Origin of the sequence: Eubacterium album (assembly GCF_025336545.1) — a bacterium.
Classification (GTDB): Bacteria; Bacillota; Clostridia; order Lachnospirales; family Lachnospiraceae; genus Eubacterium_U; species Eubacterium_U album.
The window spans coordinates 247,236-269,449 of record NZ_JAODBU010000007.1 but is presented as its reverse complement, the minus strand read 5'-3'; the positions used below and the strand labels follow the sequence as shown (position 1 = coordinate 269,449).

The window sequence follows — 22,214 nt, the reverse complement described above, 5'->3', positions numbered from 1 at the left end:
GCAAACATAAGCATGTTTCCTGCTTCAAGGTTTGGTTCGATGTCTTTCTTGTACATATCAGCCTGTAATTCATCATTAATAAGAATCATGATGATGTCAGCTTTCTTTGCTGCTTCTGCCGCTGTATATACCTTAAATCCCTGCTTTTCAGCCTTAGCCCATGACTTGCTTCCTTCATATAAACCAATAATGACATCGCATCCTGATTCCTTTAAGTTTAATGCATGTGCATGTCCCTGACTACCATAACCGATGATTGCGATTGTCTTTCCATCTAATAATGAAAGGTTACAATCTTCCTGATAATAAATTTTTGCTTCTGACATTGTTACGCCTCCGTAAATATATGTATTATTTGTTGCATAAAGCAACTAAAAACCAATCTGCTTTATCACAGATATAATTTTTGTTTATTATTTTGTTCCTCTTGCAAGACCTGTAATTCCTGTTCTTACAAGTTCTAAAATTTCGTAATCAGCTAAAAGATTCAAGAATGCATCTAATTTATTCTGATTTCCTGTTAATTCAATAATAAGTGAATCTATACCAACGTCAACAATCTTAGCTCTGAAGATATCAGCTACTGCCATAACCTGCTGTCTCTGTTCAGGTGTTGTCTTAACTTTTGTTAAAATCAATTCTCTGCACACTGAATTATTATCTTCAAGTACCTCAACCTTATTTACGTCTACAAGCTTTTCAATCTGTTTAATAATCTGTTCGATTATATCATCATCGCCTGTTACAACAATTGTCATTCTTGAATATCTAGGATCCTGTGTTACTCCAACAGTTAAGCTATCAATATTATAACCTCTTCTGCTGAACAAACCAGCTACTCTATTAAGTACACCTGATGTATTATCTACCAAAACTGATAAAACTTTTTTATTCATATTTGAGTAACTCCTTCTTTTTATTTTACTCATTTTATATTATCACATATGCATTTTTTGTCAATAATTCCAACACATTGTAAATATCTGGAAATTGAGTTTCTTTATATATTTTTTTGCTATAAATCGTGCAAAAGACCCCATTATTTTTCAATAACGGAGCCTTTTTTTAATTTAACCTAATTAACCATTTCAAATTTCCACAACTGGTTAGCTTGAGCCTTATAATCCCACTGCTGAACATTTCCACCATTAGATGTAGACCATCCGCCAACTTCTAATGACTTATTGCTATGCTTGTTAATGAAGAATACATATCCTCCATCAACCTGAGTAATATACCATCTTTGATTAGCTGTTTTATTATTATCCCAAATTATGGCATTACCACCATTATCCTGTGACCATCCGCCCATATCAAGAGCTTTTCCTGTTAATGCACTTTTAATAATATATGTGTAGTCATCATTGTTATAATCTAACTCCCATTCCTGAGCTATATTTCCATTTGCCTCACACTGCTGTACATTTGTACCACTTGCCTTATTTGCTCCTGCAACATCAAGACAAAGTCCACTATGTTTATTAACAATCTTATATCTTGCTTTTTCAACTTTAATAGATGATACTCTATCATTAAATGCTGTGCCTATCCAATTAGTGTCTGATGTGACAACCATTGATTTGCCACCAAAATTATCATTATCATATAATGTAACTTTGTATCCAAAAGGTACTTTAATAGATGACAAATCATCATTTTTAAATCCTTTTGCCAAAAGACTGCTTAATGTATAATTTCCAACTCCTAAAGATGCTGTATTTCCACCATAATTAATATCCTGATAAATATATACATCTCCTGATGTTGAATTTACATTTCCTGATGAACTGCTTCCTGATGAACTGCTTCCTGATGATGAGCCACTGCTGTTATGTGTATATGTGTATTTTGATGTATCTTTTACATATCCTGATGTATTACAATATGTAAACCAATAACTAACATTATCTCCTGATTTCAATCCATTAATAGTATATGTTGCCTTATTTCCTGATTGTGTCATTCTTACATTCTGCTGTGCACCATTATTTACTGAATAATGAATATCTGTCCATTTTGAATCATTTACATAAGCTGTAGCTGAATTGTTTCCTGACGAATTCATTCCCATTCCACTAGCTGGTGTATTTGATGTATCTGTATTTCCTGTATTTCCTGTATTTCCTGTACTTCCCGTATTACCACTATTTCCACCATTGTTTTTATCTACATTATTTGATGATGAACTATCAAATGAAGGATTGTCCTGATATACTCGAACATAATCAACTTTCATTTCCTGTGGGAATGCACTATCATCAATTGAAAATCCCGGCCAATTGCCACCTACAGCCACATTAAGCAATAAATAAAATGGCTTGTGGAATTCATCTGTATCTCCTGCATTATTTGCTATTGACATTTCATAGAATTTATTTCCATCTACAAAAAATCTAATATACTGATTATCCCACTGGAGACCGTATGTATGATACTGTGTTATATCAAAATTTCCAGTTGGTTTTCCATATTCTGCATGTCCATTTGCATTCCAATGACATGTACCATATGTTTTATTTTCTGCATTTATTGCTTCCATAATGTCTATTTCACCACACGATGGCCAACCTACACTTCCAATATTTGCTCCCAACATCCAAAATGCAGGCCAAATTCCCTGACTAGACGGAAGCGCAAGTCTTGCTTCTACATATCCATATGTAAATGTAAATTTTCCATTTGTATTAAGTCTTGCTGATGTATAATTTTTTCCACCATACGCTTCTTTTTTAGCTCTAATATGTAACGCTCCATCAGCAACATATGCATTATCTGTTCTATTGGTATAGTACTGTTGTTCATTATTTCCCCATCCATTTGAACCTGTTCCTATTTCAAATCCCCATTTTGAAGCGTCAATAGAATTCCCATTAAATTCATCACTCCATACTAACGTTGATGAAGTTGTCGCTCCCTTAACCGGTGACACATTTATTGTACTCAACGACATAGTCGCAACCATCGCAACTGATGCTAAGCCAATAATTGCTTTCTTTGCATACAAAGAAAGTATTTTCTTAGATAATTTTCTCATTAAAAAAGTCCTCCTTCAAACACATCATATAGCTCATTATAATCATTCCCCAATTTCCAATTGTATATAGTTTATCATTTTGCACAATCTTTTTCAATATTGCAATGTTTTTTTATGAATTTTGCACAATTATTTTATTTTTTTAATCGTTAACATTTCAATTAAGCAATACAATTTGTACAATCAAATAAATTACATTTACTTTTTTCTATTGTCTATTTACTATCTTTATGTTATTATCATTTAAGTTAAATTAATTAAGCCCCCGTAGCTCAGTCGGTAGAGCGCTACCTTGGTAAGGTAGAGGTCTCGGGTTCAAGTCCCGTCGGGAGCTTCTAAAAAATAAGAATCAGCATCTGATTTGCTGATTCTTATTTTTTCTATTTAATACTTAATGCTAAATTTTAATTACACTTTAAAAAAATTAAAACTATATAATCATCTTTCTATCAGAATTTCATTCATTATAGTCTTCTCTGTCTATCAAACAAAGCATTTAATATATTATAGCATTCTCTGTCTTACAATTTCATATGCTAAAACACCTGTAGCAACGCTAGCATTAAGGGAATCTATATCTCCAAACATAGGCACTGAAGCAATAAAGTCGCATTTTTCTTTTACAAGTCTACTTACTCCTTCTCCCTCATTTCCTATAACAAGACCTATAGGTCCTTTCAAATCAAGGTCATACATTCTTGTTCCACCCATGTCAGCGCATACAAACCATAATCCTTGGTCTTTAAGTTTTTCAATTGTTTTTGCTATATTAGTAACCTTTGCTACAGGAGTATAGTTTATTGCACCTGCTGAAGCCTTTGCAACTGTTGCTGTTAACCCTGCTGCTCTGTGTTTTGATATAATAACTCCATGTGCACCTGCTAAATTAGCAGTTCTTATTATTGCCCCTAAATTATGTGGGTCTTCAATATTGTCTAAAACTATAATGAAAGGCTGTTCATCTTTTTCTCTTGCCCTTTCAAGAATATCATCAACTGTAGCATAATCATATGCAGCTACATACGCTATTACTCCCTGATGTTTTCCTGTTTCAGACATTTGATCCAGACGTTCTTTTTTAACATAATTTATAATTGTATCTTTTTTCTTAGCTTCTCTGATAATTGTGTTCATCGAGCCTTCCTGACAATGCTCTAATACAAACAATTTATCGATTGTTTTTCCCGCACGGAACGCCTCAATTACAGCATTACGTCCTTCTAAAGTCAACTCGCTATATCTCATTCTATTTCCTCTTAATCTTAAAGCTTATTCCTTATCCTCTTTAATATTGTTTAATCCTTTTTTTATAAGTTCCATCATTCTTTCAGACTGCTCAGTCAAATATAAATATCCCATTACAGCCTCAAAACCTGTTGCTCTTCTGTAATCACCCATTGATGCATTCTTTGCCCTTGTTATAGCTTTAGCATTTCTTCCACGCTTATAAACACGAGCCTCATCTTCAGTCAAATCTTCATAAAGACTAAGTATCATATCTGATTGGGTTTTAGCTTTTACTAAATCTGCAGCTGCTTTATGAATTTTGTTAACCTGCCTGTTTGCTTCATCAACTATCATTGTTCTGATTACAATTTCATAAATTCCATCCCCAATGTAAGCCAATGTCAAAGGTGAATAATCAACAATATTAATTTCTTTTAATCCCATGGATTCTTTTATACTTTTAAAAATGTCGTTATTATTTACGCTTTTGTCCATGTTGTTCCTTCTCTTGTATCTTTCAAAACAATTCCTTTAGCTGCGAGTTCTTCTCTTATAGCATCTGCTGTTGCAAAATCTTTTGCCTTCTTAGCTTCAGCTCGTTTTAAAATCCTTTCTTTAATATACTGTTCCATTTCAGAATCTACGTCTGAACTTTCCTGTGTATTTTCATTTTCCAATAAATCCAAAGATAATACTTTATCAAAATCTTCAATAATGTATCTCTTTGTTGCATCATTTACATCATCTTTTAATAAGTCATAAATTAAAGTAATACCTGATGCTGTATTTAAATCGTTTCCAACTATTTCTATAAATTTCTTTTTATATTCAGCTGCCTTTGCCTCATTAACAGTTCCTTCTTTGTCTAATTTAGCAATTCTATTCTTTAATTTCTTATATCCTGCAGCAACTGAATCTAATACTTCATACGAAAATTGCAATGGTTTTCTGTAATGAGACTGTAAGCAAAACATTCTGTACACAAGTGGATTATATCCTTTTTTCTCTAAAAGAGATACTGTAAGAAAATCACCTTTTGATTTACTCATTTTACCTTGCTTATCATTTAAATGATGAACATGGAACCAGTAATTACACCATTTATGTCCAATATATGCTTCACTCTGTGCAATTTCGTTCGTATGATGAGGGAAAATGTTATCAATTCCTCCGCAATGCAAATCTAAATTTTCACCTAAATGCTTCATACTTATGCATGAGCATTCAATATGCCATCCCGGATATCCTACTCCCCATGGGCTATCCCATTTTAATTCCTGATCGTCAAACTTTGACTTGGTAAACCACAATACAAAATCAGTCTTGTTTCTTTTATTTTCATCAACATCAACATCATCTCTTACACCAACCATCAAGTCATCTTCATTATGGCTTGACAAAGTATAGTATTTGTCCAATTTTGATGTATCAAAGTATACATTTCCACCTGCGATATATGCATATCCTTTTTCTAACAATCCGGAAATCATTTTAATAAATTCATCTATACAATTTGTTGCCGGTTCAACTACATCAGGTCTTTTGATGTTTAATTTATTACAATCGCTAAAGAAAGCATCTGTATAAAACTTTGCAATTTCAAGAACTGTCTTATGTTCTCTTTTTGCTCCTTTAAGCATCTTATCCTCACCTGTGTCGGCATCACTTGACAAATGACCTACATCAGTAATGTTCATGACTCTTTTTACATTATATCCTTCGTATCTTAATTCTTTTTCAAGAACATCTTCCATTATGTAACTTCTTAAGTTTCCAATATGTGCATAATGATAAACTGTAGGCCCACATGTATACATTCCTACCTGTTTTTCGTCTATCGGTTTAAATATTTCTTTTTTCTTCGTCAGCGTATTGTATATTTGCATCTTATTACTCCTTAATATGATTTGCTAGTTTCATCATTATTTCTTTTAATTCGAGATTTTCTTTTTTAAGTTGTTTTATTTCCAACTGAACAGGATTTGGCATATTAACCTGATCCAAATCGAGCCTTGGCATTCTTACATTATCCTGTTTTACAATTTCACCCGGTACACCTACAACTACTGAATTCGGAGGCACTTCTTCTAAAACAACAGAACCTGCTCCAATTTTAGAATTTTCTCCAATTGTAAATGAGCCTAATACTTTAGCTCCCGCTCCAACCATTACATTATCCTGCAAAGTTGGATGTCTTTTACCTTTTTCCTTTCCTGAACCACCTAATGTAACACCCTGATACAAAGTTACGTTATCTCCTATTATTGTTGTCTCACCAATAACAACTCCATGACCATGGTCAATAAATAATCCTTTACCAATCTGTGCTGCAGGATGAATTTCTATTCCAGTCTTTCTTGCAGCTCTTTGTGATATCATTCTTGCACGAAATACGTGTCCTTTTTCATATAACTTATGAGCTTTTCTATATTTATATATTGCCCAAAAACTTGGGTATAACAATGCTTCTAAATTTGTTTTAATTGCAGGGTCTCTATCCTTAATTACTTCCACCTGCTCTTTATAATATTGAATGAATCCCATTTTAAATCCCTCTTTTTACTTCCTTCTATAAATATCAATAACCTATATCCATAGATATCAACATAGATTATACACACTTGTAATGATAATTTCTATACATAATCATTAATAAAAAATCCGTGCTTCATACAGACTTCAGGCAATCCATCAATTAATTTATAACCAAATACATGTTGTGTCAACTGTCCAATTGTAACATGAAACTCTGCTTCTTCAGTTGTTGGCTCCATTTTTATATTTGTATGCTCATAGGAAATTTTAAATCTTCCATTATTTCCCGGAAGGACTGAATCCTCAATTTCTATCACAAACTGTCCTACTCCTCTCATTCCTATAAGTCTTAGTGTTTTTCTTAAATTTATAATTCTTGCCATGGCATATGGCTTTTTTTCATTTAGCAACCATGTCATACTTTGTGTTTCATTGTCAAGAACTTCCTCAATTGCTTCATCATCTACAACTATTCGATATCCTACAACAACCTTATTCTCAACATAAATTTCGATTCTGCCATCCTCAACTTCTAATAAATCATTCATTTTTTTAAAATAATCTCTATTTTTAGTCAAAGACACATCATACCTTTCTTCCATTGCCGACTCAGCAAAAATTGCTAATCTTGGGAAATCAGAAGGCTCTGCCTTTCTAAGAATAAGTGAATGGCTAGGTTTTTTCCTTGCTTCTTCCTTTTTCTGTAGTTCTTTATCCATTACATACTCAAAGCCAAGTTTTCTATAAATCATGGCGTTTGTCTCATCTGATGGAATCAAATATGTGAATGCCTCCATATCTTCATACATATCACTAAGAATATACTTGAATATTGATTTCATTACACCTTTTCTTCTGTATTTTTCTAATGTTGATACACCGTATATATAAAATACATTAGTTTTAAGCTTACCTGTTGTTACAGTCTTTGGTATCAAATGTACTGCACCAATAATTTCTCCGTCCTCTTCATCAACTGCAACAAAATTATTCTTAAGACAATTATTCATATAGTAATCCGTATATTCCTTACTATCTTGAAAGCATTGTTCATAAATACTTCGGATATTCAGTTTTTCGTTTTTTTCTAAATATCTAATCATGTTCCATCTCCTGATATTCAAACAATTTCTAATCGAACAATTAGAAACTATTTTTGAATTATTGTATATTTTTCAACCATATATATTGGATTATATGACAATTTTGACTTTCTTAGTCCTTCTAATCCCATATCGTCTTCTCTGTTTTCTTTTGCTGCATTTGGAAATGCTACTTTTAAGAACTCGCTACATATAAAAGTATATAAACCACGAATGTTTGGATTAGCTTTTTCCACAGGAATATAAACCATATCTTCCTGTTTGTAGTAATTTCCAATAGTAAACGCTTCTAATTTATCATCTATATAAACTGAGCCAATTTTATAATCAAATACATTTTCATGTTCTAAAAGATATTTGATTCCAATTGCTTCAAAATCTATAAATTCTTTTTCTTCTGTATGCTCTTTATGCTGTTTCCAATTTTCCAAATAATCCATTATCTCATCATGATGCGTACTATCTAACAGTTTAAATTCATATCTTCCTTCATATTCCCTACAAAATGCATTGTAATGATTCTTTTTTTTATGATATTTTCTACCACTTAATGTCTGTAATTTTTGAGCATCATATACATAATCATAATAAGTTCTATCAGGAATTACAGTATACTTATCTTCCGGCAAATTAAGAATATCAACTGCTTCTTTATCAACTACATACATAACAAGCTTCTTATTTAAAACTTCATTAAAGTATTTTTGAGTATCATAAAAGCACTCTTTTAAATCTTCGTTCCTGCAACATGGAACTGAAGAATAATATTTATTATCTTCGCTTTTTGCTACCCACATCACACCTTTTTCATTACAAAAATATTGTGTTGGATAACAATCAGTCCACATATATAAATCCAACAAATTACTGTCTGCCGTCTCTGGCCTTCTCATTAAATAATATTTCTGTAACTTATTGTAATCTTCAATTCTAATATCTTTTAATTCTACATCCTTCATAACTTAATTAAGCAGTGCAATCGCCTGAGATGAAATTCCCAAGCCTTCTCCTGTAAATCCTAATCCTTCCTCTGTCGTTGCTTTAATACAAACCTGATTTTCGTTTATATTTAAAGCTTTCGCTACGTTTTTTACCATCTGTTCTCTATATGGAGCAAGTTTTGGTTTTTGTGCAATAATTGTTGCATCAATATTTCCAATTGTATAATTGTTATCTTTTAACAATTTTCCTACGTGTTCTAATAATATAATACTCGATATATCTTTATATTGTTCATCATTGTCAGGAAAATGTTTTCCGATATCTCCAAGTGCAGCTGCACCAAGAAGTGCGTCCATAATAGCATGAACAACAACATCAGCATCTGAGTGACCAATCAATCCATATTCATACGGAATTGTAACTCCACCCAAAATTAATTTTCTCTCTTTTCCTAATCTATGAACATCATATCCCATTCCAATTCTCATAATCTATTTCCTTTAATAAATACAACAAATTAATTCAAATATATATTATAGCATTTTTCTATATCTCAGTCGATATACGACTTGTTAATTAAAATACTATATTTATACACTCTCTGACACATATTTTTTAGTATAACACTATTCATGTATTTTTATCTACAAAGATTACAAGTTTTGTAACAAATAATCAATGCTCAATTTTTTCTTATAAATTTCATAAACCTTCTAAATAAACGAAAAAAAAGAAGGTTTCCTTAATCAGAACCTTCTTAAGTAGCGAAGGGGGGATTCGAACCCTCGACACCACGGGTATGAACCGTGTGCTCTAGCCAACTGAGCTACTTCGCCATATAAATGGGACCTACAGGGCTCGAACCTGTGACCCCCTGCTTGTAAGGCAGGTGCTCTCCCAGCTGAGCTAAGATCCCGTTGCAATCAAACTGCTTTATTAATATAACCATTTGTGCAACTTTTGTCAACAACTTTTTTCATTTTTTTTAATTTTTTTAACTAGTAGTTTAATTTGTAGTGTAATTCACTCTTACAAGATTGAATTTACCTTTTCTATTCATCATTTTTTATTAATTAACATCAATTAAATTTAACTATCTTTATAATTTCACCCTTGCTTTATCATTATAATACCCAAAAGTTGATTTATATTTAATTATTATAAATCAACTTTTTTTGGATAATCATAAAATTATTTATTTGTTCTGTCTTAGCAGTTCCTTTTTTACATTTTTCAATAGTTTGCTATTTTTTACTAATTTGTTCTCGCTTCAGCCTCATCAGTTATTTCTTCTGTCTGTACTTCTGTGCTCTCTTGTGTCGCAGCTTCTGTTGTTGTCTCAGTTATATCTGATATATTCTTCGAAAATGCCGTTTGAATATCTGAGTCAACCAAATAAATATTATCATTACCTTCAACCATCATATAATATTTACTTGTATCATAAGGATTTTCTTTTCCAATATACAATGTATACGTTGTGTTATCCTCGTCTGTAAGCGCTATTGTATTTGTCTCTGCAATTACATTTCCATTATCATCTATGGTAAATCCATATTGAGATACGTCGTCCTTTTTAGCAATTTTTTCATCTGCAGTTACTGACACAAGTTTTGCAAGCATATCAGTTTCAACTGAATCTTTGCTTATATTTACTGATGCATCGCTTGAATCATGCCATTTTCCATCGCTATCTTTTGTTAATGTAATCGATGTGCCATTTGTTATATAGTTAAAAGCTGTTATTTTTTCATAATCTTTTAACTCAAATGCCGTTATTGCAGTTGCCTCTTTATTTTCATATTCTTTTTCTTCCTGATTTTTATAAAATTTACCAACGCCAAAATAACCAATGATACATACTGCCATCAAAATAACTACTACAACAAATTGTTTTTTCTGTTTATTCATTATCTCTTTCTCCTTCTAGTCCAAATTACGATTCCCGCAACTAAAATAGCTATAGGAAGTACAACTGCAACAATTATTCCTACAAGTCTTGAAACTGATGCTGTAATTGTCAACTGAGAAGCCTGGAGGCTCTTTGAAGGAATTGACAAAGTCTCTACAGAATCATCTGTATTAATATACTCACTTAAAGCATTATTGAACATTTCAAGGTTTGCGTCTGCAACAAGTTCATTCATATTGTCATCTAACATATAAACTGAACTTAACGCCAAAATGTTGGTTTCTGTAGTTGTGCTTTCTCCATTTTCATTTTCGCTTGTTACACTCTTCTTTATTTGTGCTCCTAAATCAAATGTTCCTTCAACATCTCCATCTTCTTTAGTATATTTTTTTGCACTTTTCAAATGTGTTTTTGATACTGCTTTTGATGTTGTTGCTAAAGATGTATATGTTATTGAAGAGTCATCTTTATTTACCTGTTGTAATCCTTTTGCATATGGAGCAATTATATAGTTATCTATTCCTGACGCAAAACTTCCTGAGCCGTTTGCAAATGTAAAGAATGGTCCGTACTGATTTGAGTAGAAATCTGTATCATTTTCAGCTATAACACCTTCAACAACTTTCACTCCAAATGCTTCTAATATCGATTCAAAATTTGGTTTATCTGTCTGTGCGCTCTTGTAAGCCTCACATGCAATAATTGCTTTTCCTCCGGCATTTAAATAATCAATAACTTTCTGTGTCTCATCTTTAGAATAATCCTTTGTAGGTCCTAAAATCATTATCATTTCGCAATCATCAACTGATAAACTGTCCATACTTGCTAATTTTATTTCTTCAACATCACAATTCATTTTAGAAATTGCATCTGAAAACTTCGAGCCCATTCCAATTTCATCATGTCCTGTTATCTGATAAACAACCGGATTCTTATCTGATAACACATATGATATAGCACTGTCTAACTGACCTTCACAGTCATATCCTGTGTAAGATGTGGAGCCTGTAGTGTAATATGAACTTGTATCTGCTTCATAAATGTTATTGTAATCTACAACCTTTGACTTATTTGTCTTTTTATTTACAACAATTAAACTATTTGATGTAGGTGCTGAATCTGTATAATCTGCGTAAAAATAAGGATTTAATTTTGTATCTTTATATTCAACACTTATATGCTTTGAGCTATTTTCGTAATTTTTTAATGTTTTCTTTATTGTATCATCACTGCCATCTTTAGCTGCCATAACATAGATAACAACGTCATCATTTATTTTCTTCAACATTTTCTTTGTATCATCTGTTATTGAATACAACTTAGATGCTGTCATGTCTATGCTTGCCCATGAAGATTTATCTGTAACCTTACCTGCAACAAGATTTACAAATACTGCTACTACGATTGCTACAGCGATAAATCCCGTGCTAAATACACCTGTTGAAATAGTTGCCTTAGATACGTTCCATCTTCTTTTTTGTATTGATTGACAAGTGAGGAATAGGAACAAAACAATAATTGTCAGATAATAAACTACTCCAAAAAGAGAAATTACACCACTCATAAATTCATCTACAGGTGACAACAAATCAAATGCGCCAAGTATTTTTGTAAGTACATTTCCTGAAGATGAAATCATATTTTCTAAGGAGTTCATCATGTAACCCATAAATAAAATTACTATGCTTAAAATGGCCGATATAACCTGGCTTTCCGTTATGGATGAAATAAATACACCTATTGCAATAAATGCACAGCCATATAAAAATAATCCTAATATATTTGTGTATGCCAATCTAAATGACACTTCGCCAAATCTGGATAAAATAAGTGGATATACACACATTATTAAAACAGGTATCAAATATATTGTAACCAACGCCAAAAACTTACCTACAACTGTTTTTCCAACTGAAATAGGAGATGTCAAAATCAGCTGGTCCGTTTTAAGTCTTCGTTCATCTGCAACAATTTTCATTGTAAGAATTGGTATTGTAAATACTAAAATTAGTAATGCATTATATGCAGCATACATTTGTGTATAGCCATATGTAAGATTATAATAGATAAAGAATATACCTGCTATAAATGTTGTAACTGCTATAAACAGGCAGGCAATTACTGAAGTAAAATATGATTTAAGTTCCTTTTCATATATTGCTAGCATTATTTTTCTACCTCCTGCACTTCTTTTTCTTCATTTTTTAAATTATCTGCTAAGTTTTTATCATCCAATTTTTCTGAATTTTTCTTTTTAAACTTAAGACCTTTTTTCTTTGGCTGTGCCTTATATTCAGTCGTAAGTTCAATAAATAAATCTTCAAGAGATTTAGTCTTAAACTTAAGTTCTAATAACGGCATTTTCTTTTCTGCCAATGCGAAGAACAATCCTTCTCTTATATCAATATCACGTGATGTCACTATCTGTGCTTTACATTTTTCATCATCTAAAGTTTCAATTGAATGTTTGCATCCAAATTTATCAAGTATATTTTCTATTTCATTCGCATCACCTTTAATAATAGCCTCAATTCTGTTTTCTCCTGCAAGTTCTTCAATTAATTCTTCTTCCCTACCTGAAGCCACAAGTTTGCCCTGAGAAATAATAAATATATTCTCACATACTTCACTTATTTCAGTCAAAATATGCGAGCTCAAAATTACAGTATGCTCTTTTCCTAAATTTCTAATCAAATCTCTAATTTCTATTATCTGTTTTGGATCAAGACCTACTGTTGGCTCGTCTAAAATAATAAGGTCAGGCATTCCCATAATTGCCTGCGCAATTCCTACTCTTTGCTTATATCCTTTTGACAAATTCCTAATAAGTCGTTCTCTAATTTCTGTCGTTCTTGTCATTTCCAAAGACTGTTCTATGCAAGCCTTTCTTTCTTCCTTCTTTATTTTCTTTATCTTAGATACAAATTCCAAGTATTCATATACAGTCATATCCTGATAAAGGGGTGGAATCTCCGGCAAATAGCCAACATTCTTTTTTGCCTCCTCAGGCTCTTTAAAAATGTCATATCCATTAATTATAACAGTTCCTGATGTTGCACCTATATACCCTGTTAATACGTTCATTGTCGTAGATTTTCCTGCACCATTTGGTCCTAAAAATCCATAGACACCTTTTGAATCAATATTAAGACTCAAATCATTAACTGCAACGTTATCTCCATATTTTTTAACAAGATTGTTTATCTCTACAATACTCATGTCTTTCCTCCTACTATTTTATTGCATTGTATCGTTACAATAACTTTCTTGTATATTCTATGTTTCAATTGTGACGTTATTTCGTTCAAATTGTGATTCTTTTGTGAAAATAAAAAAGCAGTGAGAATAACTCACTGCTTTTTTATAAGTATTAAATATATTAAAATTATGCTAATTTTGCTTTAGCAACTTCTACTAATTTAGTAAATCCTTCAGCATCGTTAACTGCCATTTCAGCTAACATCTTTCTGTTCATTTCAACACCTGCTAATTTAAGACCATACATAAATTTGCTGTATGAAAGACCATTCATTCTAGCTGCAGCGTTAATTCTTGCAATCCATAACTGTCTGAACTGTCTCTTTTTCTGCTTTCTACCAGCATAAGCTGAAGTCAAAGCTCTCATTACTGACTGCTTTGCTACTCTATACTGTTTTGATCTTGCTCCTCTGTAACCCTTAGCGAGCTTTAATACTCTATTATGTTTTTTTCTAGCGTTCATTCCGCCTTTAATTCTTGCCATGATAATTTCCTCCTACTCAGAATTATAAATAAGGTAAAATCTTCTTCATATTTTTTACGTTTGTAGCATCAGTAACTGTTGCTTTTCTAAGATTTCTCTTTCTCTTAGTTGATTTCTTTGTTAAAATATGTGACTTATAAGCTTTGTTTCTTTTAAGTTTACCTGTTCCTGTAACTTTAAAACGTTTTGCAGCTGCTCTGCTTGTCTTGATTTTTGGCATTTTATATTCCTCCTTAATTTAAACTCTAGCCTATCGCTTTTGTTCGAGAAACATTGTCATGTTTCTACCTTCAAGTTTAGCTTTTTTGCTTATTACTGATATATCTTCTAATAACTTAGCAAAGTCATCTAAAACATGCGCACTACTACTAATATGAGCCATCTCACGTCCTCTGAATCTAAGAGTTACTTTAACTTTGTCACCCTTTTCTAAGAACTTTCTTGCATTATTAGCCTTTGTCTTCAAATCATTAATCTCAACGTTAGGAGATAATCTGATTTCCTTAATTTCTACTGACTTTTGTTTTTTCTTGGCTTCCTTTTCCTTCTTCTGCAATTCATATCTATACTTTCCGTAATCCATAATCTTGCAAACAGGTGGCTGAGCCTTTGGGGCAATCTTAATTAAATCTAATTCAGCTTCTTCAGCCTTCTTCAATGCTTCTCTTGAAGACATAATTCCAAGCTGTTCTCCATCTGAACCAATGAGCCTTATTTCTTTGTCCCTAATCTGTTCATTAATCATTAACTCGCTAATGGTATTGCACCTCCATAAAAAAAGTGGATAGTCAGACTATCCACTAAAAACTCAAATCAAATGAATTAAATGTTAACCTCGAATCACCTCTATGTGTCTGGGTGAGAGTGGATACTCTGCTTTGTTTTATACATCGACATATATATTACCATCTTGCAATACATATGTCAACACATTTTTTTGATTTATGTTTTTTTGTTTTCTTCAAGCTTTAATCAGGCAGATAAATTCACTTATCCGTCCTTAAATCACTATTTTGAAATACCTTTTTTAATTTATCATTTTACATTTTATTCAGGCTTAAATGTTCCACAGGCTGTTTCAGTATAATGCTTTGCACCATTACCTTCAATTCCTATACGATCTGCGCAACATTTTTTATCACCATTAAATGTACATTTAACTGCTTCGCACTGCACCTGTAATTTTGTTTCCGGTGACATTCCACAATGACAATCACTTGTATAGCTTCCTTCACCCTGTTCCTTAAAACTTCCACAGGCTGTTGAGTTAACAGTATCTGCTGTGCTTCCTTCCACTCTTATTCCATCAAGACAGCACTTCTTTTCTTTGTTATAATAGCAATTTTGAACTGAACAATTTAAAATAGGCATATCTTCGTCCTCCAATTATATATTTCGGAAATTTTCCGATATGCTTATTTTCTTCAATTGTTCTTTTTTTATGCATTTTATTTAATAAACAAAATTTTTAAATCAGTATTATTTTCTCTCTTCTAATGGAATTTCTTTTCTGATTTCTTTTGTTCTGATTTCTTTGCAAATTGCATCAATAAATTCATCTAATTTCTTAATTCCTTCATCACCTGCAAATCTGCTTCTTACAGATACTGTTCCATCAGCCTCTTCCTGTTGTCCTACAACAAGCATATAAGGAAGTTTGTCTAAACGTGCTTCTCTAATCTTATATCCAATCTTTTCTGATCTTCCATCAACAGTAACATCAATTCCGTTTTTCTTGAGTTCTGCAGCTACTTTTTCTGCATAGTCAACATATTTATCTGAAATTGGTAAAACTCTTACCTGTTCAGGACATAACCATGTTGGAAACTTGCCTGCATATTTTTCAATTAACCATGCAAGTGTTCTTTCATAGCATCCGATAGATGTTCTATGGATGATATATGGTCTTACCTTATCTCCATTTTCATCAATGTAATACATATCAAACTGTTCAGCTAATAAAGCATCCCACTGAATTGTAATCATTGTATCTTCTTTTCCATATACATTCTTTGCATTGATATCTACCTTTGGTCCGTAAAACGCTGCTTCACCAACATCTTCTACAAATGGGATATTTAATTCATTTAAAACATTTCTAATATCCTGTTCTGTTTCATTCCATACTTCAGGTTCTCCGATATATTTTTCTTTATTTTCAGGATCCCATTTTGAAAGATGATATGTTACATCTTCTTCTAATCCTAAAGTCTGTAAACAGTACTGAGCTAATGCTATACAATCCTTAAATTCTTTAACCATCTGGTCAGGTCTTACAATAAGATGACCTTCTGAAATTGTAAACTGACGAACTCTTGTAAGTCCATGCATTTCACCTGAATCTTCATTTCTAAAAAGTGTAGATGTTTCACCATATCTGCATGGCAAATCTCTATAACTCTTCTGGCTTGCTTTGTATACATAGTATTGGAATGGACATGTCATTGGGCGAAGTGCAAATACTTCTTTATCTTTTTCTTCATCGCCTAATACAAACATTCCTTCTTTGTAATGATCCCAGTGTCCTGAAATTTTATACAAATCACTCTTTGCCATTAATGGAGTCTTTGTACGTACATAACCCCATTCATTATCTTCAAGGTCCTCAATCCATCTTTGTAATTTCTGAACCATCTTCTGTCCCTTTGGCATAAGTAATGGAAGTCCCTGTCCGATTACATCTACAGTTGTAAAAAGTTCCATTTCCCTACCAAGTTTATTATGGTCTCTGTTCTTTGCTTCTTCAAGTTCATCTAAATAAGCTTTTAAATCATCTTTGCTGTCAAATGCTGTTCCGTAAATTCTCTGAAGTCTTGCTTTATTAGAATCACCTCTCCAGTATGCCATTGATGAAGATGTCAATTTAAATGCTTTAATTGACTTTGTTGACATCAAATGTGGTCCTGCACATAAATCAACAAATTCACCCTGACTATAGAAAGATATAATTGAATCTTCCGGCAAATCTTTAATAAGTTCTACCTTATATGGCTCATTTCTGTCTTCCATATACTTGATTGCATCTTCTCTTGGAAGTGTAAATCTTTCAAGTTTGGCACCTTTCTTAATGATTTTTTTCATCTCAGCTTCAATTTTATCTAAATCTTCCCTTGAAAATGGTTCGCTGTCAAAATCATAATAGAATCCATTATCAACAGAAGGTCCAATAGCCAATTTTACATCCGGATACAAATTCTTAATTGCTTCTGCAAGAACATGTGATGTAGTGTGTCTGTATGCAGCTTTTCCAGCTTCATCTTTAAATGTTAAAATATTTAAATTACAATCTTTGTCTACTGTTGTTCTTAAATCTACAACTTCGCCATCAATTTCTCCTGCACATGCTGCTCTTCCAAGCCCGCCTGAAATGTCAAATGCGATGTCGTTTACTGTCATTGGTTCTGAATACTCTCTTACTGAGCCATCTTTTAAAGTAATCTTCATTTTCACTTTCTCCTTTACACATCTGATAATTATTTCTTGTAAGCCAGACTCATTAATACAATAAAAAAGCCCTGCTTACAATTAGTAAGCAGGGACGAATATCTCGCGGTTCCACCCTGATTGTCTATTTTACATAGGCCTCTCATTGCGATTATAACGGAATCACCGGACCTGATTGGGGTCACTCAGAGGTAGTTTTCAATTAGCCATCCGCAAAGCACTTCCAGCCTTAGTGCTTCTCTCTGTAGCCCTCCTGCTAATCTACTCGTCTCGTCAACGTTTTCTTTATTCAAACACAATTATAGCATTTAAAGTTGCTTTGTCAACTTCAAATGCTATAATTTATTTTGTATTTATTTTTTATAAAACGCCGTATATTTTCTGTTCTTCATTATCTTGTTAAGAATTCCTGTGTCCAATATATATGTTCCCCAACTTTAACACATCCAATTCCTATATACTCAAATTCTCCATTCATAATATTTGCCTTATGCGTAGGAGATTTCATCCACGCATTCACTACTTCTGCAGGAGTATCATAATCCTCTGCCAAATTCTCTGCTCTTCTTGTCCAATCATCAATTCCTGCCTGTTTAAACGCTGTAAAGTAGGATGTTCCATCAGGTCTTGTGTAACTGAATAATTCATCGCATTCAGTTGTTCTTACTCTAGACAAAAAATAGAACAAATAACACTTGCAAAATTACATCGTTCATATTATCTGTTCTATCTATCTTTATTGTCTTATTTATTTTTTCATTACTGACTTATAAATCAATTTTATTTAACAACTTTCCTGTATTTCAATAATAAAACTTGTAAACTTATTACAGTTTTATTTTTATTTTGGCAAGCTATAAGATTTTGTTATATTTGCATTATCGTACACAACATCCATAGCTTTATCAAGTAACACTGCTTCTTCAATTTCTTTATCAGTATAATCTTTCTTCATCTCTTCAACATTATCATATCCGCAATCAGCATATAATTCTTCGTATTTATCTTCGATTTCAGATGATGAAGCTGTCAAATTTTCTTTTTCAACAATTTTCCACATTACAAGATTAGATTTTACTTCATTTAAATATTCTTCCTGTAAGCTTTCTTCTGTATATCCTGAGAAATCATACAAATATTCATCAACTGTAATTCCATAAGAGTCTGCATAATATGCTGCATCCGAATCAAATTCTTCTTTTACACTATCATACATTTCCTGAGGATATCCATTCATTGTCGCATTATCAACTGCACTCTGCCATAAATCACTCTTTTTGTTTTCAAGAACATAATCCTCATTCCATTTATAGAATTCTTTTACTGTTGAGATTCCATAATCTTCATTATAATTATCCTTTACCCATTTATCTGTTACATCTTCTGTTTCTTCTTCGCTTACAGATACAAGTTTAAGCGTAAACTTAACGTTTTTGCCCGTGTAATCAGAATCTTTTTCCGCAACATAATTTATGTCATCTGTATCTTTTGCCTGATATTCTACTTTATCTCCTGCCTTATGTCCAACAACTGCATTTGTAAATTCTGCATAAAGGCTTTCTTCCTGTCCAACATATAATTCACAATTACTCTGGCTGATATTCTTGTCCTTTTCTCCGTCTACATAACCTGTATATGTAATTTCAACGCAATCGCCTTCTTTTGCTTCTCTGTCAACTTCTGTATATGTCTGTGTTTCTTCTTTTATTGATTCATCGATATCATCTTGTGTAACTTCACATGATAAACCTTTATATTCTCCTAATGTAATATAATCATCTAATTTACCGGATGTAATTCCTGCTTTTTTATCAATTTCCTTTTTAGGAACTACTGCCTTTTGATAATATACTGCCCCACCAAATGCAATTAATATAATCGCAATTAAGACCGGAACCCAAATCTTCTTTAATACTTTCATTACTTTCTCCTCATATAATTCAAATTTTATACACGTGTCAATTTTATAAGCAATCACTAAACTGCTTCATTTAGTAACCGTTATTTTTCAACTCATTTACACCTTTATCATTTTCTAAACAAAAATTAAGTATAATGACACCTCTGCATAATATAAAAGGACTTCTACATTCCGCAAAAGTCCTTTTAATTTTAACATATTATTATGATTTTACATAGTAAAATTTTATAATTCACAATTATTTCAAACTATATTAAGTAAATATTAAACTTCTGTACTATAGTTTGGAGCTTCTTTTGTGATATGGATGTCATGTGGATGACTTTCCTTTAATGAAGCTGCTGAAATTTTAACAAACTGTCCTGTTTCTTTTAATGTTTCAATGTCCTTAGCTCCACAATATCCCATACCTGATCTAAGACCACCCATTAACTGGAATACTGTATCTTCCAATGTTCCTCTGTAAGCAACACGTCCTTCAACACCTTCTGGAACAAGTTTCTTAGCATCTGTCTGGAAGTATCTGTCTTTACTACCATTTTCCATAGCAGCAATTGAACCCATACCTCTGTATACTTTGTATTTTCTTCCCTGGAATAATTCAAATGTACCAGGTGCTTCATCACAACCTGCAAACATTGAACCCATCATACAAACATTTCCACCTGCAGCGATTGCTTTTACAATGTCACCTGAAAACTTGATTCCACCATCTGCAATAATAGGTACTCCATATTCTTTAGCTACTTCGTAACAATCCATAATAGCTGTAATCTGTGGTACACCAATACCTGCAACAACTCTTGTTGTACAAATTGATCCAGGTCCAATACCGACCTTTACTGCATCTGCTCCTGCTTCGATTAAATCCTTTGTAGCAGCTCCTGTTGCAACATTACCTGCTATTACCTGTAAATCAGGATATTTATCTTTAATTAATTTTAAAGTATTAAAAATGTTCTGTGAATGACCATGAGCTGAATCAATTACAATAACGTCAACTTTAGCCTTTACTAAAGCATCTACTCTTTCAAGTACATTTGTTGTAATACCAACTGCAGCACCACAAAGAAGTCTTCCCTGTTCATCCTTTGCTGATAATGGGTATTTAATCTGTTTTTCAATATCCTTTATTGTAATTAATCCCTTTAAATTGAAATCGTCATCTACGATTGGAAGTTTTTCTTTTCTTGCCTTAGCTAAAATTGCTTTAGCTTCTTCAAGTGTAATTCCCTCTTTAGCTGTAATCAATCCTTCAGATGTCATTGAATCTTTAATCAACTTAGAACCATCTGTTTCAAATTTCAAATCACGGTTAGTAATAATACCAACTAATTTCTTTCCTACAACAATAGGAACACCTGAAATTCTGAATTTTGCCATTAAATCGTTAGCATCTTTTAATGTATGTTCTGGAGTTAAATAGAAAGGATCTGTAATAACACCGTTTTCAGAACGTTTTACTTTGTCTACTTCGTCCGCCTGTTCCTGGATTGACATATTTTTGTGGATAATACCTATACCACCCTGTCTTGCCATGGCGATAGCCATTCTGTGTTCTGTTACTGTGTCCATTCCGGCACTCATCATTGGAATGTTTAACTTGATAGACTTTGTTAAGTGTGTTGTTAAGTCAACCATATTAGGTGTAACCTGTGAGTACTGTGGTACTAACAAAACGTCATCAAAAGTAATTCCTTCACCAATAATTTTTCCCATTGGAATATTCCTCTCTTTCTCTTTATCTTTTTTGTTTTTAGTTATTAGAACTAACACTAACAAAATTTCTTTTTATTGTCAATAAATTACTTTCCATAAAGGAATGTAAATATTTAACTATCTGTTTGCAATTCTAACTATGCTTGGTCTTATTTTGTGTAATGCTTCAACCATTTTTTCATTTGGTTCAAAAATCATTTCCGTAATCCCATTTGCTTCGTTGAAAATAACAGCATATTTTAATTTTCCGGCTTCTCTTGATGAATAATCAAGAACCTTCATTTCATTATTAACACGGCGAAGAATTTCTTCACTGTCTGCATCTGCCATTATTTCTGCATTTTTCATATCAAATTCAGCAACTTTTTTTCTTTTTCTCTGTCCCATTATTTTATCAACAGAAATTTCACTGTTAAGTATTGAATATTCATATTCTACACTTGTCATCTGAAAAGCCATATATGTGAGATAAATGGCCAGTACACCTAATGTTACACCTAAAATTCCAAGAACTGCTGTAAGTAAAAAGCAACATATAACAATAAATATGCATCCTATTCTAATTCCAATTGCTGAAAGTGATGTTTTTGTTTTAACAATATATTCTACAAATGTTTCTTCCATACGTATTCCTC

Annotated in this window: 22 protein-coding genes, 3 tRNA genes and 1 other annotated feature; of the genes, 1 reads left to right on the top strand and 24 read right to left on the bottom strand. The window is 32.3% G+C overall.

Annotation, left to right across the window (positions count from 1 at the left end; translation table 11 throughout):
• The 3 genes from N5B56_RS08795 to N5B56_RS08785 all read right to left on the bottom strand — a co-directional run.
• On the bottom strand, positions 1-326 hold a 326-nt coding region (locus tag N5B56_RS08795), incomplete at its 3' end, for an NAD(P)-dependent oxidoreductase (RefSeq protein WP_260978758.1).
• Between the two features lie 87 nt (positions 327-413).
• Positions 414-896 carry an acetolactate synthase small subunit gene (gene ilvN / locus N5B56_RS08790; protein ID WP_022089853.1) on the bottom strand — a complete coding sequence of 161 codons (483 nt, stop codon included), beginning with the start codon at positions 894-896 and terminating at the stop codon, positions 414-416.
• Between the two features lie 179 nt (positions 897-1,075).
• The gene (locus N5B56_RS08785; RefSeq protein ID WP_260978757.1) at positions 1,076-3,034 is read right to left on the bottom strand and encodes an RICIN domain-containing protein; all 1,959 of its coding nucleotides are present in this window, start codon (positions 3,032-3,034) and stop codon (positions 1,076-1,078) included.
• 261 nt (positions 3,035-3,295) lie between these two features.
• Between N5B56_RS08785 and N5B56_RS08780 the strand changes: the two genes are divergently transcribed.
• A tRNA-Thr gene (locus tag N5B56_RS08780) sits at positions 3,296-3,368 on the top strand.
• 170 nt (positions 3,369-3,538) lie between these two features.
• Here the strand turns inward: N5B56_RS08780 and rlmB are convergent.
• The 21 genes from rlmB to N5B56_RS08675 all read right to left on the bottom strand — a co-directional run bounded on the left by rlmB (position 3,539) and on the right by N5B56_RS08675 (position 22,203).
• On the bottom strand, positions 3,539-4,279 hold the full coding sequence (rlmB, locus tag N5B56_RS08775; RefSeq protein ID WP_022089850.1) for a 23S rRNA (guanosine(2251)-2'-O)-methyltransferase RlmB: 741 nt from the start codon (positions 4,277-4,279) through the stop codon (positions 3,539-3,541).
• A 24-nt stretch (positions 4,280-4,303) separates the two neighbouring features.
• Positions 4,304-4,756: a Mini-ribonuclease 3 gene (locus N5B56_RS08770; RefSeq protein WP_022089849.1), complete on the bottom strand. Its 453-nt coding sequence runs from the start codon at positions 4,754-4,756 to the stop codon at positions 4,304-4,306.
• On the bottom strand, positions 4,741-6,147 hold the full coding sequence (gene cysS, locus N5B56_RS08765; protein ID WP_022089848.1) for a cysteine--tRNA ligase: 1,407 nt from the start codon (positions 6,145-6,147) through the stop codon (positions 4,741-4,743). Before cysS ends, N5B56_RS08770 begins: the two co-directional genes overlap by 16 nt.
• Positions 6,148-6,151: 4 nt before the next feature.
• Positions 6,152-6,805: a serine O-acetyltransferase gene (cysE, locus tag N5B56_RS08760; RefSeq protein WP_022089847.1), complete on the bottom strand. Its 654-nt coding sequence runs from the start codon at positions 6,803-6,805 to the stop codon at positions 6,152-6,154.
• 92 nt (positions 6,806-6,897) lie between these two features.
• Positions 6,898-7,899: a GNAT family N-acetyltransferase gene (locus N5B56_RS08755; protein ID WP_022089846.1), complete on the bottom strand. Its 1,002-nt coding sequence runs from the start codon at positions 7,897-7,899 to the stop codon at positions 6,898-6,900.
• Between the two features lie 47 nt (positions 7,900-7,946).
• Entirely contained in the window at positions 7,947-8,858 is a 912-nt protein-coding gene (locus N5B56_RS08750; RefSeq protein WP_022089845.1) for a DUF2156 domain-containing protein, read from the bottom strand.
• Between the two features lie 3 nt (positions 8,859-8,861).
• Entirely contained in the window at positions 8,862-9,329 is a 468-nt protein-coding gene (ispF, locus tag N5B56_RS08745) for a 2-C-methyl-D-erythritol 2,4-cyclodiphosphate synthase (protein ID WP_022089844.1), read from the bottom strand.
• A 274-nt stretch (positions 9,330-9,603) separates the two neighbouring features.
• Positions 9,604-9,677, bottom strand: a tRNA-Met gene (locus tag N5B56_RS08740).
• Positions 9,678-9,684: 7 nt separating this feature from the next.
• Positions 9,685-9,757: transfer RNA gene (locus tag N5B56_RS08735), tRNA-Val, on the bottom strand.
• Between the two features lie 338 nt (positions 9,758-10,095).
• The gene (locus N5B56_RS08730) at positions 10,096-10,752 is read right to left on the bottom strand and encodes a DUF4340 domain-containing protein (protein ID WP_260978756.1); all 657 of its coding nucleotides are present in this window, start codon (positions 10,750-10,752) and stop codon (positions 10,096-10,098) included.
• A complete protein-coding gene (locus tag N5B56_RS08725; RefSeq protein ID WP_022089842.1) occupies positions 10,752-12,920 on the bottom strand; it encodes a Gldg family protein in 2,169 nt (722 codons plus the stop codon). Before N5B56_RS08725 ends, N5B56_RS08730 begins: the two co-directional genes overlap by 1 nt.
• Positions 12,920-13,972: an ABC transporter ATP-binding protein gene (locus N5B56_RS08720; protein WP_313958661.1), complete on the bottom strand. Its 1,053-nt coding sequence runs from the start codon at positions 13,970-13,972 to the stop codon at positions 12,920-12,922. The genes N5B56_RS08725 and N5B56_RS08720 overlap by 1 nt, the downstream gene beginning before the upstream one ends.
• A 166-nt stretch (positions 13,973-14,138) precedes the next feature.
• Positions 14,139-14,495, bottom strand: a complete 357-nt coding sequence (gene rplT / locus N5B56_RS08715; RefSeq protein ID WP_022089840.1) for a 50S ribosomal protein L20 — start codon at positions 14,493-14,495, stop codon at positions 14,139-14,141.
• A gap of 22 nt (positions 14,496-14,517) precedes the next feature.
• The gene (gene rpmI / locus N5B56_RS08710; protein WP_022089839.1) at positions 14,518-14,715 is read right to left on the bottom strand and encodes a 50S ribosomal protein L35; all 198 of its coding nucleotides are present in this window, start codon (positions 14,713-14,715) and stop codon (positions 14,518-14,520) included.
• Between the two features lie 30 nt (positions 14,716-14,745).
• Complete coding sequence (gene infC, locus N5B56_RS08705) at positions 14,746-15,240, bottom strand: translation initiation factor IF-3 (protein ID WP_022089838.1); 495 nt, start codon at positions 15,238-15,240, stop codon at positions 14,746-14,748.
• A 302-nt stretch (positions 15,241-15,542) separates the two neighbouring features.
• Positions 15,543-15,866, bottom strand: a complete 324-nt coding sequence (locus N5B56_RS08700) for a DUF1540 domain-containing protein (RefSeq protein ID WP_117909529.1) — start codon at positions 15,864-15,866, stop codon at positions 15,543-15,545.
• Between the two features lie 108 nt (positions 15,867-15,974).
• Positions 15,975-17,939 (bottom strand): threonine--tRNA ligase, encoded by a 1,965-nt coding sequence (gene thrS, locus N5B56_RS08695; RefSeq protein ID WP_022089836.1) that lies wholly within the window; start codon positions 17,937-17,939, stop codon positions 15,975-15,977.
• Positions 17,940-18,026: 87 nt separating this feature from the next.
• Positions 18,027-18,225, bottom strand: a binding site (T-box leader).
• 105 nt (positions 18,226-18,330) lie between these two features.
• Positions 18,331-18,627: a CAP domain-containing protein gene (locus N5B56_RS08690; RefSeq protein ID WP_118565417.1), complete on the bottom strand. Its 297-nt coding sequence runs from the start codon at positions 18,625-18,627 to the stop codon at positions 18,331-18,333.
• Between the two features lie 153 nt (positions 18,628-18,780).
• A complete protein-coding gene (locus tag N5B56_RS08685) occupies positions 18,781-19,860 on the bottom strand; it encodes a trigger factor (protein WP_117909533.1) in 1,080 nt (359 codons plus the stop codon).
• 264 nt (positions 19,861-20,124) lie between these two features.
• Positions 20,125-21,579 (bottom strand): IMP dehydrogenase, encoded by a 1,455-nt coding sequence (gene guaB / locus N5B56_RS08680; RefSeq protein ID WP_022089833.1) that lies wholly within the window; start codon positions 21,577-21,579, stop codon positions 20,125-20,127.
• A gap of 117 nt (positions 21,580-21,696) precedes the next feature.
• Positions 21,697-22,203 carry a DUF6106 family protein gene (locus N5B56_RS08675; protein ID WP_022089832.1) on the bottom strand — a complete coding sequence of 169 codons (507 nt, stop codon included), beginning with the start codon at positions 22,201-22,203 and terminating at the stop codon, positions 21,697-21,699.
• Positions 22,204-22,214: the final 11 nt, after the last annotated feature.

Coding starts and splice junctions, on each gene's coding strand:
- infC (WP_022089838.1), bottom strand. CDS start 15,240: ATGATTAATGAACAGATTAGGGACAAAGAAATAAGGCTCATTGGTTCA.
- cysS (WP_022089848.1), bottom strand. CDS start 6,147: ATGCAAATATACAATACGCTGACGAAGAAAAAAGAAATATTTAAACCG.
- ilvN (WP_022089853.1), bottom strand. CDS start 896: ATGAATAAAAAAGTTTTATCAGTTTTGGTAGATAATACATCAGGTGTA.
- ispF (WP_022089844.1), bottom strand. CDS start 9,329: ATGAGAATTGGAATGGGATATGATGTTCATAGATTAGGAAAAGAGAGA.
- N5B56_RS08730 (WP_260978756.1), bottom strand. CDS start 10,752: ATGAATAAACAGAAAAAACAATTTGTTGTAGTAGTTATTTTGATGGCA.
- N5B56_RS08675 (WP_022089832.1), bottom strand. CDS start 22,203: ATGGAAGAAACATTTGTAGAATATATTGTTAAAACAAAAACATCACTT.
- thrS (WP_022089836.1), bottom strand. CDS start 17,939: ATGAAGATTACTTTAAAAGATGGCTCAGTAAGAGAGTATTCAGAACCA.
- N5B56_RS08770 (WP_022089849.1), bottom strand. CDS start 4,756: ATGGACAAAAGCGTAAATAATAACGACATTTTTAAAAGTATAAAAGAA.
- rplT (WP_022089840.1), bottom strand. CDS start 14,495: ATGGCAAGAATTAAAGGCGGAATGAACGCTAGAAAAAAACATAATAGA.
- cysE (WP_022089847.1), bottom strand. CDS start 6,805: ATGGGATTCATTCAATATTATAAAGAGCAGGTGGAAGTAATTAAGGAT.
- N5B56_RS08725 (WP_022089842.1), bottom strand. CDS start 12,920: ATGCTAGCAATATATGAAAAGGAACTTAAATCATATTTTACTTCAGTA.
- N5B56_RS08720 (WP_313958661.1), bottom strand. CDS start 13,972: ATGAGTATTGTAGAGATAAACAATCTTGTTAAAAAATATGGAGATAAC.
- N5B56_RS08685 (WP_117909533.1), bottom strand. CDS start 19,860: ATGAAAGTATTAAAGAAGATTTGGGTTCCGGTCTTAATTGCGATTATA.
- N5B56_RS08785 (WP_260978757.1), bottom strand. CDS start 3,034: ATGAGAAAATTATCTAAGAAAATACTTTCTTTGTATGCAAAGAAAGCA.
- N5B56_RS08755 (WP_022089846.1), bottom strand. CDS start 7,899: ATGATTAGATATTTAGAAAAAAACGAAAAACTGAATATCCGAAGTATT.
- rpmI (WP_022089839.1), bottom strand. CDS start 14,715: ATGCCAAAAATCAAGACAAGCAGAGCAGCTGCAAAACGTTTTAAAGTT.
- N5B56_RS08700 (WP_117909529.1), bottom strand. CDS start 15,866: ATGCCTATTTTAAATTGTTCAGTTCAAAATTGCTATTATAACAAAGAA.
- N5B56_RS08750 (WP_022089845.1), bottom strand. CDS start 8,858: ATGAAGGATGTAGAATTAAAAGATATTAGAATTGAAGATTACAATAAG.
- guaB (WP_022089833.1), bottom strand. CDS start 21,579: ATGGGAAAAATTATTGGTGAAGGAATTACTTTTGATGACGTTTTGTTA.
- rlmB (WP_022089850.1), bottom strand. CDS start 4,279: ATGAGATATAGCGAGTTGACTTTAGAAGGACGTAATGCTGTAATTGAG.